Here is a 15,460-nt window from a genome sequence, read left to right as displayed (position 1 = left end):
GTGCTGGATGTCGACACTCAGCCGCGCAACTCGGCATCGAAACGGCGCCGGGACTCGGCGACGATTGCATCGACTAACTGGTTGATTTCATCATCATTCAGCGTGCGCGAAGGATGCTGCCAGGTCAAGCCCAAGGCGAGACTCTTGAGCCCCTCGGCAACGCCAGGCCCCTGATAAACATCGAACAGGCAACAGTCGGTCAACCATTCGCCGGCTTGCTCGCGCAGCGTGTCGAGCAATGCTTGAACCGGCACACCCTCGGCCACGACCAAGGCCAGGTCGCGACGCACCTCGGGATAGCGTGACAGTGGCGTAAAGGCTGGCAGGTTTCCTTGCGTCACGGCATCAAGGCGCACCTCGAAAACGAAAGCATCGGTCTTGAGCCCCAACTCGGCGCGGACCCCGGGGTGCAACGCGCCGATCCAACCCACCGCCTCGCCCCGATAACGTAGCCGTGCGGTCTGTCCAGGATGCAGTGCCGGATGCTCGGCGGGCTCGAAGCGCCAGTCATCGGCATTTGCGCCCATTGCCAGCAGGCTTTCCAGATCGCCTTTGAGGTCGAAGAAGTCGACGTTATCGCGCCGCGCCGCCCAACCCTCGGGATCACGCGGACCGCAAACCAGGCCGCCCAACATGGGTATCTGTTCCAGCGCATCGAGCTCGCCACGAAACACCAAGCCGGTTTCGAACAGCCTGACCCGACTCTGCTGACGGTTCAGGTTGTGCATCAATGCCTTGACCAAGCCGGGAAACAGGCTGGCTCGCATTATCGCCATATCGCTCGAAATCGGGTTGGCAAGACGCGGAGCGGTAACGCCAGGTGCCAGTAGCGCCTGCAATTCGGGTGCGACGAAGCTGTAACTGATCGCCTCCTGATAACCGCGAGCCACCATCTGGCGGCGCAGGCGCGCCTGCGGAAGCCGGCTCTCGCCATCGGCGCGCAAGCCCAGCCGCGCGGCGGGGCGTCGCGTCGGCAGGCGATTGTAGCCATGAATGCGCGCCAGTTCCTCGATCAAGTCTTCCTCGATGGCGATATCGAAACGCCAACTCGGTACCGTGACCTGCCAGGCCGCATCGCCATCGACCACGACGTGCATGCCCAGGCGCTCGAGAATCTCGACGACCTCTTCGCCCGGCAAAGCCAGATTCAGGCATTGTTCGATACGCGCGCTGCGCAGATGCACCCGACGCTCGCTTGGCAGATGATCCGGACTCGCCGTCTCGCTCAGCGGCCCTGGTTCGCCACCGGTGATGGCGAGCAACAGTGACGTGGCGCGCTCGATGGCCTGACGTGCCAACATCGGATCGACACCCCGTTCGAAGCGGTGCGATGAGTCGGTATGCAAGCCATAGGAGCGCGCCTGCCCGGCCACCGCCAATGGCGTGAAAAACGCCGCTTCGAGAAAGACGTCGCGGGTCGCCGTACTCACGCCCGAATATTCGCCGCCCATCACGCCAGCGATCGCCAGAGGCCGTGTTGCATCGGCGATGACCAGGGTATTCTCGTTCAGCGCAATGTCCTGGCCATCGAGCAACGTCAGACGCTCACCTTCGCGAGCCAGGCGCACATCGATGGCCTCGTGCAGGTTGGCCAAATCGAAGGCGTGCATCGGCTGGCCCAGCTCGAGCATGACATAATTGGTGATGTCGACCACCGGGTCGATGGAACGTACGCCACTACGTCGCAGGCGCTCAGCCATCCATAGCGGAGTTCGAGCGCCGACATCGACATTGTGGATCACTCGCCCAACGTAGCGCGGGCAGCGCTCGGGAGCGGCAACGCGTACCGGGAAGGTGTCATCGTGCATTGGCGCCTGCGCACTCGTTTCGGGCTCGCTCAGCGCCAGCCGATTAAGTACGCCGACCTCTCGCGCAAGCCCCTTGAGACTCAGGCAATCGCCGCGATTGGGCGTCAGATCGACCTCGATGGTGCTGTCGTCGAGTTTCATCCAGTTGCGAAAATCTTCGCCGAGCGGCGCCTCGAGCGGCAGTTCGAGAATCCCCGGCGAGGTCTCTTCCTCGAGCCCCAGCTCCGAGGCGGAGCAGATCATGCCCCGCGACTCGACGCCCCGCAGCTTGGCCTTCCTGATCGTGAAGTCATCCGGCAACACGGCCCCGACTCGCGCGAAAGGCACCTTCTGCCCCACCGCGACATTCGGCGCGCCGCAGACCACCTGCACCGGCTCGCCGGAGCCATCATCGACATGGCAAACATTGAGCTTGTCGGCATCGGGATGCTGCTGCTTGGCCACTACCTCGGCAACCACCACGCCGGTAAACACAGCGGCAACACTATCGAGGCCATCCACCTCCAGCCCGGCCATGGTGATCTGGTCGGCCAATGCCTCGCTGGAAAGTGCCGGCGATACCCATTCGCGCAGCCACTGTTCGGAAAATTTCATCGTGCGCTCCTATCCCTTGGAGTGGTCAGGCGAACTGGCGCAAAAAGCGCAGATCATTGTCGAAGAACAGTCGCAGATCGTTGACGCCATAGCGCAGCATCGCCAATCGCTCGGCGCCCATGCCAAACGCAAACCCCGTGTAGCGCTCAGGGTCGATGCTCGAATGGCGAAACACTTCAGGATGCACCATGCCGCAACCCATCACTTCCAGCCAGCCACTGTGCGAACACACACGGCAGCCATCGCCGTTGCACATCACGCACTGAATATCGACCTCGGCGGAAGGCTCGGTGAACGGGAAATACGACGGCCGGAAACGCACCGTGAGTTCGTCACGCTCGAAAAATGCCTTGAGGAAATCCTCGATGGTGCCCTTGAGGTCGGCGAAGCTGACATCTTCGTCGACTAGCAGCCCTTCGATCTGGTGAAACATCGGCGTATGGGTCAGATCCGAGTCGCTGCGATAGACCCGACCAGGGCAGACGATGCGAATCGGCGGCTCCTGGCTCTTCATGGTGCGCACCTGCACCGGCGAGGTGTGCGTGCGCAACAGTCGCGTGGCATCGAAATAGAAGGTATCGGCCATGCCTCGCGCGGGATGATGCGCCGGAATATTGAGCGCCTCGAAGTTATGGTAGTCGTCTTCGATCTCGGGGCCGACCGCAACGTCGAAGCCAATCCGGGTGAACAGCCCCTCGATACGCTCCAGCGTGCGAGTAACCGGGTGGAGGCCGCCACTTGCCTGCCCGCGACCTGGCAAGGTGACATCCAGGCGCTCGGCAGCCAGACGCAGGTTCAGCGCCGTTTGTTCGAGTTCATGCTTGCGCGCTTCCAACTCGCCGCTGAGTTGCTGCTTGGCCTGGTTGATCCGCTCACCGGCCTGGGGCCGCTCTTCGGGCGATAGCTTGCCGAGCCCCTTGAGCAGCGTGGTTATCTCACCCTTTTTGCCAAGATAGCGCACCCGCACTTCGTCCAGCGACGCGAGCTCTCCGGCAGCCGCGATGGCTACGCGCGCCTCGGCGACCAGATTGGGAAGATCGTCCATCCGTTACTCCGATTCCTGTGTCACGGGCCGCGTTGCGACGCAATCAGAAACAACGCGATCCAAAAAAACAGGGGAAGAGCGGCTGCTCTTCCCCTGCGACGTTCACGATGGATTGCGATACTCGGCCATGGCCGGCATCGAAGCCATCACTTACTGGGCAGCCTTGGCCTTCTCGACGATAGCGGCAAAGGTGGCCTTTTCGTGAACGGCGAGATCGGCCAGCACCTTACGATCGATCTCGATGCCTGCCTGCTTGAGGCCGGCAATGAAGCGGCTGTAGGACAGACCGTTCTGACGGGCCGCCGCGTTGATACGCGCGATCCACAGGGCACGGAACTGACGCTTGCGCTGACGACGGTCGCGATAGGCATACTGCCCTGCCTTGATGACCGCCTGCTTGGCAACGCGGAACACACGAGACCGGGCACCGTAGTAACCCTTGGCCTGCTTCATGATCTTCTTGTGACGACGACGTGCGACGACACCACGCTTGACACGAGTCATAGCTTTCTCCTGACGTTAAACGAATTCGACCAAAGCGGGTTACAGGTTGGGCAGCATGCGCTGGATCAGCGCCTTGTCGGCATCATGGATCTGCTTCATACCGCGCAGCTGACGCTTACGCTTGGTGGATTTCTTGGTCAGGATGTGGCTACGAAAAGACTGCTTGTGCTTGAAGCCATTGGCGGTCTTCTTGAAGCGCTTGGCCGCGCCACTGTTGCTCTTGATCTTCGGCATGAGGGAAATACTCCGCTCGGGTTTTTGAGAAAATCCGTGGCCGAGAGTCACAACGACAGCGTCGTTGCGACCCTCCGTTAACTTGCCGTCGGATCACTTCTTCTTGGGGGCAAGAATCATCACCATCTGGCGCCCTTCCATCTTCGGAAAGGACTCCACCGCCGCGAGTTCATCGAGATCCGCGGCGACGCGCTCCATCAGCTTGCGGCCGATGTCCTGATGCGCCATCTCGCGACCACGAAAACGCAGCGTGACCTTACCCTTGTCGCCACCTTCGAGGAAACGAATCAGGTTACGCAGCTTGACCTGATAGTCGCCCTCGTCGGTGCCAGGCCGGAATTTGACTTCCTTGACCTGGATCTGCTTGGTTTTCTTCTTCTGAGCCGCTTTTTGCTTCTTCTGCTCGAAGACGAATTTGCCGTAATCCATGATCTTGCAAACTATCGGATCGGCATTGGAAATCTGCACGAGATCCATATCAGCGGCTTCGGCCTGCTCGAGAGCCTCACGGGTCGGGACGATTCCCAACTGTTCACCGTCGGCGCCGATAAGGCGGACTTCGTCTTCGCTGATACGCTCGTTCATTGGGGGGCGCTTCTCTTGAGGACGCCCACGTTGGTTATTCCGCTTGATCGTTAACTCTCCGTTCTGTTTAACGTTGACGTCAGCCCCGCTCGACGTCGAGGAGGGTGATGAGGTCATCGATCTTCATCGTGCCCAGGTCTTCACCGCTACGGGTGCGAACGGCCACTGAATCGGACTCGATTTCCTTGTCCCCCACGACCAACAGGTAAGGGATCTTCTGCAACGTATGTTCACGGATTTTAAAGCCGATCTTCTCATTCCTCAAGTCCGCCTTGACGCGCAGGCCCATTTTCTGCAAGCGCTGCTCGAGTTGGACTGCGTAATTTCGCTGCGCATCGGTGATGGTCAGCACCACGGCCTGCTGCGGCGCCAGCCACAACGGCATCGCTCCCGCATAGTGTTCGAGCAGGATACCGATGAAGCGCTCCATCGACCCGACGATGGCTCGGTGCAGCATCACCGGCGCGCGGCGCGCGCCATCCTCGGCGACATACTGGGCCCCGAGCCGCGTCGGCATCATGAAATCGACCTGCATGGTGCCTACCTGCCACTCACGACCCAGGCAGTCCTTCATATGGTACTCGATCTTCGGGCCGTAGAACGCCCCTTCGCCGGGCAACTCTTCCCACTCAACCTCGCAGCGATCGAGCGCCGCTCGCAATGCGCTTTCGGCACGATCCCAGATATCGTCGCTGCCCAGGCGCTTTTCCGGTCGCAGAGCGATCTTGACGGCAATGTCGTGAAAGCCGAAGTCGCCGTAGACCTTCAACGCCTGTTGGTGGAATGCGGTGACCTCCGACTCGATCTGCTCTTCGGTGCAGAAGACATGCCCGTCATCCTGCGTGAAAGCCCGCACGCGCATGATGCCATGCAGCGCGCCAGAGGGTTCATTACGATGGCAGCCGCCGAACTCGCCATAACGCACGGGCAGTTCACGGTAGCTGCGCAAGCCTGAATTGAACACCTGCACATGGCCGGGACAGTTCATCGGCTTGAGCGCGTACTCGCGCTTTTCCGACTCGGTGAAGAACATGTTCTCGGCGTAGTTATCCCAGTGCCCCGACTTTTTCCACAGCGATACGTCCATGATCTGCGGGCAGCGGATTTCCTGATAACCGCTGTCCTTGTAGACGTTGCGCATGTATTGCTCGACGGTCTGCCATAGCGTCCAGCCGCGAGGGTGCCAGAACACCATACCGGGGGCTTCTTCCTGCATGTGAAAGAGATCGAGCCTGCGCGCCAGCTTACGATGATCGCGCTTTTCGGCCTCTTCGAGGCGATGAAGATACGCCTTGAGCTGTTTCTTGTCCGGCCAGGCGGTGCCATAGATGCGCGTCAGCATCGGTTTATCGGCATCGCCACGCCAATAGGCGCCAGCCAGCTTGGTCAGCTTGAATGCCTTGAGGTGGCGTGTGTTGGGCACATGCGGCCCACGACACATATCGATGTATTCCTGATGATGGTAGAGACGCAGCGTCTCGCCCTCGGGAATACCACGGATGATTTCCTGCTTGTACGGCTCGTCGCGATGCAAGAAGGTCAGCATCGCCTTGTCGCGATCGACATACTCGCGCACCACGTCGTAACCCGTGTCGATCAAGTGTTTCATGCGCTGCTCGATCGCCTCGAGATCTTCCGGCGTGGCCGAACGACCGAAATCGATGTCGTAGTAGAAGCCGTCGTCGATCACCGGGCCTATCGCCATCTTGGCGTCCGGGTAGAGTTGCTTGACCGCGTGGCCGATCAGGTGGGCGCAGGAATGGCGAATGACCTCCAGCCCTTCCTCGTCGCGCGCGGTGAGTATGGCGACCTCGGCGTCACGGTCGATGATATCGGCGGCATCGACCGCCACGCCATCGATCTTGCCGGCTACGCAGGCCTTAGCCAGGCCAGCACCGATCGACTCGGCCAGTTGCATCACGCTAAGAGGGGTATCGAAGGTTCTTTGGCTGCCGTCGGGCAGAGTCACGATGGGCATGAAAGCGTCCTTGAGCGCAGTGGTGAGCCATACCAGGGATCACATGTCGCGGGAGTAATGGGGTGCATCGAGATAGCGCGGACACCTCGCCTGGCCATCACGCAACTCCACATGCCTTGGGCATGTTGCATGAGACGGTGTCAGACGGCGATGACGCGCAGGAAAGGTGAACATTAGCAGCCGATTAGCCTAGGCGTCCAGCCCGAGCCGACCGCAATGTCGCAGCCATGAAAAAGGGGCGCCCGAAGGCACCCCTCATCAGCTACCGATCAAACCGGTAATGGCAAAGGCTTACGCCTTACTGTTCCCATTCACCCAGTTCGACGCGACGGTTCTGAGCACGGCCCGCATCGGTTTCGTTAGTCGCGATGGGTTGCTCTTCACCATAGCCGGTCGCACGGATGTGGCTAGGATCGATGCCATGTGCGGCGAGGTAATCCCTGACCGAGTCGGCACGACGCTGCGACAGGTCGAGATTGTAGGCTTCAGTACCGATGGAATCGGTATGGCCTTCGAGACGCACGTAGACATTCTCGTTGGCGGCAAGCTTCTCGGCGACATCGGCGAGGACCATTTCCGCGTCCGGGGTCAGCGTAGCGGAATCGAACTCGAAGTGGACGTCCTGCAGCACCACGTCGGCTTCACAGCCAAGCGCGTTGACTTCGGCACCGGCCGGCGTGTTGGGGCACTGGTCCATGTAGTCCGGTACACCGTCGCCGTCGGAATCCAGCGGGCAGCCCGAAGCATTCACTTCAACGCCGGCCGGAGTTCCCGGGCACTCGTCCATGTAGTCGGGTACGCCGTCACCATCGGTATCCAGCGGACAACCGCTAGCATCGACAGCCACGCCGGCAGGTGTGTTCGGGCACTGATCGCGGCCATCCGGCACACCGTCGCCATCGCTATCGTTCATCGATGGGCCATAATCGGCACACATCAGGGCACCGGCAGTCGCACCGGCAACACCACCAATCGCTGCGGCATCATCCTCGTTTGATTCACCGCTGGTGGCATAACCGATGCCACCACCGATCAGACCACCGGCCAAACCGCAGACGAACGGTGACTGATACCAAGCGTCCTGATCATTGCTAGCCATGGACTGGGTGCCAGAACTGGCACAGCCCGAAAGACCAACCACGAGAGCAGAACCAAGCAGTAAGCCAGTCGTTGATTTCTTCATGTAAGACTCCTTCTTAACACAGCGCTAGTCGTAACGTGTCGTTACTCAGCGGGCCCTACAAAATATCAGGCCCAAACAGGAAGAGAGTGGATTGCAACACTCATCCTTTCCTCGGAAAAGAAAGCACATTTATGCTCATTCGGCTAGTGCTTTCCCATACATCATTGCAATTTGTATCGTTGATGTACGCCTTGCATCATAGCAACCATCATCATGACTGATCGAAGAAAATGCTGCAAACGGGGAATTCCGGTAACACTCCTGTACAACAAGTTAAAAGCGTATATTCAAACTTGACGGCGATCGTTAGGCGCATGGAAAAGCCTCCTTTCAGACTGCGGGCGAATCCGATAGGCAATGCGCTGAATGTCGATCATCGCGGCAAATGAGAAAAATCAGTGCAAGCCAGCCGGCCAACGCTGCTTGAAATCGATCACAGCATGTGCAGCGTCGAGCACGCCGGTACGCAGTTCGTCTTCCACGACGTGACGCTGGCGGTCTTCCTGTAGACGCTGAAGCGGCGTCAATACCCGTCGCGACGAATGCGTATGCAGGTGGGCCGTGCGCTGATGAACCTCGGCGAAAATACGCAGCGAGGGGCGCTCGAGCAGTTTGGGATCGATGATCTCCAGGAGCACCTTGCAACGCAGGCTACCTTCCGTCAGATCCACCTGGTCGGCCAACATCGCCCTAGCAATGACTTCGAGACTTTCAAGGCAATTCTCGTTGGCACGACGTATCTCTTCACGGCGAAATGAATCGCGACTCTTGACCTTGCGCCACAACAGCAAGGCATACATACCCAATCCACCCACGACAACAACCGCACTACCCAGCATCAACCAGGCTATCGTTTCGTTCATATTGGCCTCGGCACAGTATTCGCTGCGCGTAGTATACGTTGGCAAGACAAGCCCACCCAATCGACACTGAACTTGGACATCTTTCCTGCGCCGTCGCGATAAGGAAGAGAAAGCTTGCAACATTACTCTCGAATTATTAGCTAGCTAAAGGTACATTGCCGTCCCGTCAACCAAACCAGCATGGAGGCTGACAACATGCAGACCCCATCCCCTACCTCGAACGAACAGCAAGAACGCCCTTCGCGCGCGGCCCTTGTCGGACTCTGGCTTGGCCCAGCCTGGCTGGTGATAACCTGGCTACTACCGCCGCCAGCCGGCATGCCCGATCCAGCATGGCTCTGCACGGGACTGGCCCTGCTAATGGCGACCTGGTGGGCCACCGAGGCCATTCCCATCCCTGCCACCGCACTACTACCGCTCGTACTGATACCGGCAATGGGAATCGATGGGCTCGAACCCACGGCGTCCAATTATGCCGACCCCATCATCTTTCTGTTCCTCGGCGGCTTTCTGCTGGGTATAGGCATGCAACGCTGGAACCTGCACCGCCGAATCGCCTTGAGAATCCTGCAATTCGTCGGCCACCAGCCGCGCCGGCAGATCGGCGGGTTCATGATCGCCACCGGCTTTCTCAGCATGTGGGTTTCCAATACCGCGACCACCATCATGATGCTGCCGATCGGCATGTCGGTGATCAGCCTGCTTGAGGACAAGGACCCCAGGGAGTTGAAGCGCTATGCCACCGCCCTACTGCTGGCCATCGCGTATTCCGCCAGTATCGGCGGTATCGCGACGCTGATCGGTACGCCACCCAATGCGCTACTGGTGGGTTACTTGTCTAACAATCAAGGGGTGGATATCGGTTTCGCGCAATGGATGATCATCGGCTTGCCGGTCAGCATCGTAATGATGATCGTTGCCTGGTGGTGGCTCACGCGAAAAGGCTTCGACATGGGTTCCGGCGAGGATAGCGCCGATCTGATTCATGATGAGTTGGCCAAGCTCGGCGGCATATCCTCCGCGGAGCGCCGTGTCGGCATCGTCTTCCTGCTGGCCGCACTGAGCTGGATGACTCGCCCATTGCTCAACGATGCCGGCATTGGCTGGCTTTCCGATACGGCGGTGGCCATCATCGCAGGTTTGGTATTGTTTCTACTGCCCAGTGGCAGTCAACCAGGCGTTCGTCTGCTCGATTGGGATGACGTCAAGGACTTGCCGTGGGGCGTGCTGTTGCTGTTCGGTGGTGGGTTGGCACTGGCCGGAGCGATTCAAAACTCCGGGCTCGCGGAATGGATCGCCAATCAACTCGCGATATTTGGTGTGTTGCCGCTGATCGGGCTGATCGGCATGATCGTGCTGATCATCATCTTCGTTACCGAGCTGACCTCCAACACCGCCACGGCGGCCGCTTTTCTACCACTACTCGGGGCTTTGGCAATGTCGCTGGATGTCTCGGCGGTGCTGATCACCGTGCCAGCGGCAATAGCCGCTAGCTGCGCCTTCATGATGCCGGTCGCAACGCCGCCCAATGCCATCGTGTTTTCGACCGGACACATGAAGATTCAATCGATGATTCGAGCCGGGTTCATGCTTAACGTGATCGGCACCCTGGTGGTAACGCTGGTGGCTTACTCGCTGATCACGCTGTTCTGGTGAGGCATGCCAATGACAACGCTGCCGGCGCTTGGCCGGCAGCGTTCGCCGAGGCCGCTACACCCCAGCTAAGACGGCGTAATGATCGAGCAGCAGAATGGCGAAAACACCCAGGATATAGCGGATCGAGAACCAGAAGGCACCGATTGGCGCTTGAGAATCACGGCCCCGCCAGACACGCCAATACCAGACCATGAAGCGTGCATTGAGCGCGGTGATACCGACCAGGTAGACGATGCCGCTCATTCCCGTGGCAAACGGTAGCAGTGTGACCGCCACCGTAAGCCAGCTATACAGCCATATTTGCAAGCGGGTGAAGGCCTCGCCGTGTGTCACCGGTAGCATCGGCACTTTGGCGCGAGCATATTCGTCTCGTTTATGGATCGCCAATGCCCAGAAATGCGGAGGCGTCCAAGCGAACACGATCAACACCAGCAGCAGCGCATCGGGATGCACCTCGCCACTCACCGCCGCCCAACCCAGCAGCGGTGGTGCCGCCCCGGCCAAGCCACCGATGGTGATGTTCTGCGGCGTGGCCCGTTTGAGAAAAGCGGTATAAATCAGCGCATAGCCGATCAGCGAGGCGAGCGTCAGCCAGGCCGTCAAGGCATTCACCTGCCAGGCCAGCAGGCCAATGCCCGATACCGACAGCAGCCCGGCCCAGCCCAATGCCAGCGGCGTGGGTAATCTTCGCGTGGCCAAAGGGCGACTCGCGGTACGCAGCATCAGGGCATCCAGGCGCCGGTCGAGTACATGGTTGAAAGCCGCCGCGCCCGAGGCTGCTAGCCCTATTCCCACCAGCCCCAACACCACGGCCTTCGTCGGTGGCAATCCTGGCACGGCCAAGGCCATGCCCACCAGCGCACAGACCAGCATGACCACAACGACCCGGGGCTTGCCCAGTGTAATAAAGTCACGCCATTGCCAAGGGGCAACCACCTGCGGCGCTTGCGAGATCATGACATCACGCATGGACCCACTCCTTCTTTGCCTTGTTCACCATATGCCACCCATCGGACAGGTCGGCCACACGCCAGATAGTCAATGTCATCGCCAGGACCAATAGCGCCGCCCCCGCGGTATGCGCCAAGGCCAGTCCTAACGGCAACCATAACAGTACATTGGCGATACCCAATGCCAACTGCAGGCCGTACCCGCCAAGCAGCATTGCCAGACAAGGGCGCAAATGCCGCCGATGTCGATGGCGCCAAGCCAATAGCAACAGCACAATACCCAATGCCACGGCACCCAAGCGGTGAGCCATATGAATCGCCGTACGTGCCTCGCCGTGCAACTGACCGTACAAATAACTCGGACCAATCGTCTGCGTCAGATCCAACCCTTCGGCCCAATCCATGGCCGGCCACCATTGGCCATTGCACATCGGGATTCCCTGACAGGCGAGCCCCGCGTAATTGCTCGATGTCCAGCCACCCAGGGCGAGCTGGCCAATCAACAGGACGACGGCAAGCAGCCACAACCCACCCGGACGCGCCAAGCGCTTCGCTGCCGCTGCGCGCCCGATCTGGCGCCAGCGCAGATGTAACCACAGAAACAACAGCATCACGCTCAACCCACCCAGCAGATGCAACGTGACGACCTGGGGCCACAGCTTCAGCGTCACGGTCAAGGCACCGAAGACACCCTGGACGACGATCATGGCCAACAGCAACAGGCTGGTCCGCAGCACACAATGGCTTTGCCGGCGCATACGCCAAGCCAACCATGTGAGTATCAGCACCAGTAAACCCAGGCTCGTCGCTACATAGCGGTGAATCATTTCCATCCAGGCCTTGCCCACCTGTAATGGAACCTCAGGCGAGTGCGCCAGAGCCACGCTATTGTCGGGAACCACCAACTGACCGTAGCAGCCAGGCCAATCAGGGCAACCCAGCCCAGCATCGACCAGACGCGTCCAGGCTCCCAGCAGCACCACTACGAACGTGAACAGCACGCCGAGAAGACTTAGCAGCCTGGCCCAACGCACCCTGGCGTCAACCGCATCCATCAGCAGCGCCCCCTTCAGCCATCAGTTGCTGTGAATCGACCGCCGACGAAGGCTATCGATTCGGTGGTTTTCAAGCTTGCGCCGGTGTGACGTTATTCTCTCGAGGCCAGCGCGGGCTCGGGATTCATCTTCAGCAGTCGCTTCACATCGTCAAGCACGCCGTCGGCTTTCTGCCCAGCCTCATAAGCAAGCACCACACGTCCCTCCGGGTCGATGAACCATAGCTCCCCTTCATCGCTCCAGTCAGGGCGCTGTAGCCACGGCCCTGCCACTTCGCCGGGCAGCGGCGCCTCGCGCGCGCCAAGGCGCAGGCGGATGACTCGCGTCGCGTCCTTGCCCAATGCACGGTGTAGGCGCCACCAGCGATCCGCCACTACCTCGCAGTCATCGCCGTCACACGCGTAGGCCAACACCCAGTCATCCGATTCGACTACCGGATTGGGCTTTTCCAATGGCCACTGCGCCAATGGCGGTAACGAAGGCATCAATTCTCCATGCGCAACTCGCTCGTCGGGAATGCCGACACGCCATTCGACCATGATCCAGGCCACCAGCATTGGCCCGGCAAAAAGCGCAATCAATGCCAACAGCTTCAAGCGCTGCCGAGTGTCCGACGACAACCTTCCTATCATGATTTCTCCTTCACGGCGTGGCGACTCACGAAGGCGTAACGCCTTCCAAAAACCATGACGGCGGCAGCCGCCAACGCGAGCCCCCACCATTGGATGGCATAACCGATGTGACGGCTGGGTGGCATCACGCTGGGCTTCCACCAACTGGCAAAGGCGCCGGCTCCCGACACTTGATGAAGCCAGCCGGGATGCGCGAAGCGCTTGGAGCGTTGCCAGGCCTCCAGGACGATACTCTGTAGCCAACGCCCTTGCTGGTTGGGGCCGAAAACCGGCGCGCGTTCACCAGCGACCTGCCACTGCCCGCTCACTTCGACCCGTCCCGAAGGCGTGTCGATGACCGGATCCTCGCGTTGCGGGCCGATAGGCACGAAGCCACGCTCGACCAACCACCAGCGCCCTTCGTCGTCGACCAGTGGCGTCAGTACAGCGACACCGACACGGCCGTTGAGCACACGATTATCGAGAAAGCGAGTCGCTTGCGGCACATAATGGCCCTGCAAGTGGACCTCGGAGCCCTCGGGTGGGGCTTGGGTAGGTGTCTCAAGGGTCGGCGCGGCCTCCAGACGCGCCAGGTAGTCGCGCTTCTCCTCGGCACGCTGCCATTGCCAGGCCCCCAGCACCAATCCCAGCACGATCAGCAGGCTCCAGCCCAGCCACCAGAGCGATTGCCACTTGACGTCGCTCTCGGGCTTGTTTGAACTAACGGATCCCATCGACAGGAGTTCCTCATGCTCGAAGTGCTGATCGCCATCGTCTTTCTCGCCATGCTTGGCAGCTTAATGGCCGGCGCGGGTTTTCTGCTGCATGACTCAAGCCAGTCGCGACGCTTACTGACATCACTGAAGGTCCGCGTCGGCCTGGCCGCCCTGCTGGTAGCACTGCTGCTTTACGGCTTTTATGCCGGCAATCTGGGCGGCTAGCGGCACGTAGGACCGCCATTCACTCGGTTGTTTTAGAACACATATACGAACAGGAAAAGTCCAATCCACACCACATCGACGAAATGCCAGTACCAGGCAGCGGCTTCGAAACCGAAATGGTTATCGCGTTCGAAATGGCCGCATTGCAGGCGCCAAAGCATGGACGCGAGAATGATCGCCCCCACGGTAACGTGAGCGCCATGGAAGCCGGTCAGCAGAAAGAACGTCGAGCCGTAGATGCCCGCCTGCAGGGTGATTCCCAGATGCGCATAGGCTTCGTAATACTCGAAGCCCTGTACCAGCAAGAAGCACACGCCCAATATCAGCGTGACGATCAGGCAATTACGTGCACTATCGCGATGCCCTGCTTTCAAGCCTTCATGGGCGATGGTTAGCGTGATACTGGAGGTGACCAGGAACAACGTATTGACCAGCGGAAGTTGCCAGGGATTGGCAATTCCTCGAGGGCCTTCGATCTCACTGCCTGGTGGGTTCATCAATGGCCAGCTGGCAGCGAAATCGGGCCATAGCAAGGCACTGACCCCTTTGGCCCCCTCTCCATCCAGCCATGGCAGGGCGAACGTACGCACATAAAATAGCGTGCCGAAGAACGCCGCGAAGAACATCACCTCGGAAAAAATGAACCACCCCATGCCCCAGCGAAACGAGCGATCCATCTGCGCGTCGTAAAGTCCTCCCCGCGACTCCTTGATGACATCGCGGAACCACAGCCCCATCACGACGAGGATCGCCACGCCACCCAACCCCATGATCCAGCTGCCCCATCCATAGACCAGCAGGATGCCCAACCCAACCAACATTGCCGCCAATGCCAGACCCGCGAATATCGGCCACTTGCTGCTCGCGGGTACGTAGTAGCTGCCACCACTCATGCGTCACCTCCTTGCGCTGGCATTGCCCGCTCACCAAGTGTCGGGTTATTAGCCGCGGGATACAGGGTATAGGCGAGAGTCACGGTATGGACGCTCTCGGGAAGGTCGGTCGTCAGCTGGAAGACCACTGGCAGTCGTAAATGCTCGCCGGCCTCAAGACGTTGCTCCTGAAAGCAGAAACACGTCACCTTGCGCAGGTGCAACGAGGCCTCGGACGGGCTGACACTGGGCACCGCCCTGCCTCGGCGAGCCTCATCACCATAGTTGGTAAAGGCGAACAACACCTTGTAGGACTGTCCGGGATGCACCCGAACCTGGCGATCCAGAGGCTCCAGACGCCACGGCAACCCACTACCGGTTCGGGTAATGAATTGCACGGTGACATAACGCGAGGTATCGACCTCTTCGCTGATGATCGGCTGCGCCTGACTGGCAACCTTGCCGTTGAGACCGGTGATCTGACAGAACACGTCATACAAGGGCACCAGAGCAATGGTGAAGCACACCATCCCTATCAGGGCTATTACCGTTTTCGTCACCGTTCGCTGCACAGGTGTCAT

16 protein-coding genes are annotated in these 15,460 nt (G+C 59.8%); 2 read left to right on the top strand and 14 right to left on the bottom strand.

All coding sequences use genetic code 11. From position 1 onward, the window contains the following. Positions 1–17 precede the first annotated feature (17 nt). The 8 genes from pheT to BLR92_RS02985 all read right to left on the bottom strand — a co-directional run bounded on the left by pheT (position 18) and on the right by BLR92_RS02985 (position 8,794). A complete protein-coding gene (gene pheT, locus BLR92_RS03020; protein WP_089725338.1) occupies positions 18–2,402 on the bottom strand; it encodes a phenylalanine--tRNA ligase subunit beta in 2,385 nt (794 codons plus the stop codon). A gap of 25 nt (positions 2,403–2,427) precedes the next feature. After that, on the bottom strand, positions 2,428–3,447 hold the full coding sequence (pheS, locus tag BLR92_RS03015; protein WP_089725336.1) for a phenylalanine--tRNA ligase subunit alpha: 1,020 nt from the start codon (positions 3,445–3,447) through the stop codon (positions 2,428–2,430). Positions 3,448–3,597: 150 nt separating this feature from the next. Next, complete coding sequence (gene rplT / locus BLR92_RS03010) at positions 3,598–3,951, bottom strand: 50S ribosomal protein L20 (protein WP_072821088.1); 354 nt, start codon at positions 3,949–3,951, stop codon at positions 3,598–3,600. Between the two features lie 39 nt (positions 3,952–3,990). Then, positions 3,991–4,185, bottom strand: a complete 195-nt coding sequence (gene rpmI, locus BLR92_RS03005; protein WP_089725334.1) for a 50S ribosomal protein L35 — start codon at positions 4,183–4,185, stop codon at positions 3,991–3,993. Positions 4,186–4,278: 93 nt separating this feature from the next. Next, positions 4,279–4,887 carry a translation initiation factor IF-3 gene (infC, locus tag BLR92_RS03000; protein ID WP_089725332.1) on the bottom strand — a complete coding sequence of 203 codons (609 nt, stop codon included), beginning with the start codon at positions 4,885–4,887 and terminating at the stop codon, positions 4,279–4,281. Further along, positions 4,850–6,748, bottom strand: coding sequence for a threonine--tRNA ligase (gene thrS, locus BLR92_RS02995; protein WP_089725330.1), 1,899 nt, complete (start codon positions 6,746–6,748; stop codon positions 4,850–4,852). Before thrS ends, infC begins: the two co-directional genes overlap by 38 nt. 298 nt (positions 6,749–7,046) lie before the next feature. Next, the gene (locus BLR92_RS02990; protein ID WP_089725328.1) at positions 7,047–7,931 is read right to left on the bottom strand and encodes an OmpA family protein; all 885 of its coding nucleotides are present in this window, start codon (positions 7,929–7,931) and stop codon (positions 7,047–7,049) included. Between the two features lie 395 nt (positions 7,932–8,326). Continuing rightward, positions 8,327–8,794 carry a DUF2489 domain-containing protein gene (locus tag BLR92_RS02985; RefSeq protein WP_089725326.1) on the bottom strand — a complete coding sequence of 156 codons (468 nt, stop codon included), beginning with the start codon at positions 8,792–8,794 and terminating at the stop codon, positions 8,327–8,329. 195 nt (positions 8,795–8,989) lie between these two features. On the opposite strand from BLR92_RS02985, the gene BLR92_RS02980 reads away from it, so the two are divergent. Then, the gene (locus BLR92_RS02980) at positions 8,990–10,450 is read left to right on the top strand and encodes an SLC13 family permease (RefSeq protein WP_089725324.1); all 1,461 of its coding nucleotides are present in this window, start codon (positions 8,990–8,992) and stop codon (positions 10,448–10,450) included. A gap of 54 nt (positions 10,451–10,504) precedes the next feature. Here BLR92_RS02980 and cyoE read toward each other — a convergent pair whose 3' ends face one another. The 4 genes from cyoE to BLR92_RS02960 form a co-directional block, all read right to left on the bottom strand. Then, positions 10,505–11,419 (bottom strand): heme o synthase, encoded by a 915-nt coding sequence (cyoE, locus tag BLR92_RS02975; RefSeq protein ID WP_089725322.1) that lies wholly within the window; start codon positions 11,417–11,419, stop codon positions 10,505–10,507. Further along, positions 11,412–12,455: a COX15/CtaA family protein gene (locus tag BLR92_RS02970; protein WP_089725320.1), complete on the bottom strand. Its 1,044-nt coding sequence runs from the start codon at positions 12,453–12,455 to the stop codon at positions 11,412–11,414. Before BLR92_RS02970 ends, cyoE begins: the two co-directional genes overlap by 8 nt. Before the next feature lie 92 nt (positions 12,456–12,547). Next, positions 12,548–13,087 carry a hypothetical protein gene (locus tag BLR92_RS02965; RefSeq protein WP_089725318.1) on the bottom strand — a complete coding sequence of 180 codons (540 nt, stop codon included), beginning with the start codon at positions 13,085–13,087 and terminating at the stop codon, positions 12,548–12,550. Then, positions 13,084–13,800: an SURF1 family protein gene (locus BLR92_RS02960; RefSeq protein WP_089725316.1), complete on the bottom strand. Its 717-nt coding sequence runs from the start codon at positions 13,798–13,800 to the stop codon at positions 13,084–13,086. Before BLR92_RS02960 ends, BLR92_RS02965 begins: the two co-directional genes overlap by 4 nt. Before the next feature lie 15 nt (positions 13,801–13,815). Between BLR92_RS02960 and BLR92_RS02955 the strand changes: the two genes are divergently transcribed. Continuing rightward, positions 13,816–14,007: a DUF2909 family protein gene (locus BLR92_RS02955; protein WP_089725314.1), complete on the top strand. Its 192-nt coding sequence runs from the start codon at positions 13,816–13,818 to the stop codon at positions 14,005–14,007. 32 nt (positions 14,008–14,039) lie between these two features. On the opposite strand, the gene BLR92_RS02950 is transcribed toward BLR92_RS02955, so the two are convergent. Further along, a complete protein-coding gene (locus BLR92_RS02950) occupies positions 14,040–14,900 on the bottom strand; it encodes a cytochrome c oxidase subunit 3 (protein ID WP_089725313.1) in 861 nt (286 codons plus the stop codon). Next, positions 14,897–15,460, bottom strand: a complete 564-nt coding sequence (locus BLR92_RS02945) for a cytochrome c oxidase assembly protein (protein ID WP_089725311.1) — start codon at positions 15,458–15,460, stop codon at positions 14,897–14,899. The genes BLR92_RS02950 and BLR92_RS02945 overlap by 4 nt, the downstream gene beginning before the upstream one ends.

This window comes from Modicisalibacter muralis, from assembly GCF_900102945.1.
Classification (GTDB): domain Bacteria; phylum Pseudomonadota; class Gammaproteobacteria; order Pseudomonadales; family Halomonadaceae; genus Modicisalibacter; species Modicisalibacter muralis.
Note: the sequence above shows the minus strand (reverse complement) of the source record. Positions and strands in the feature narration are given on the sequence as shown.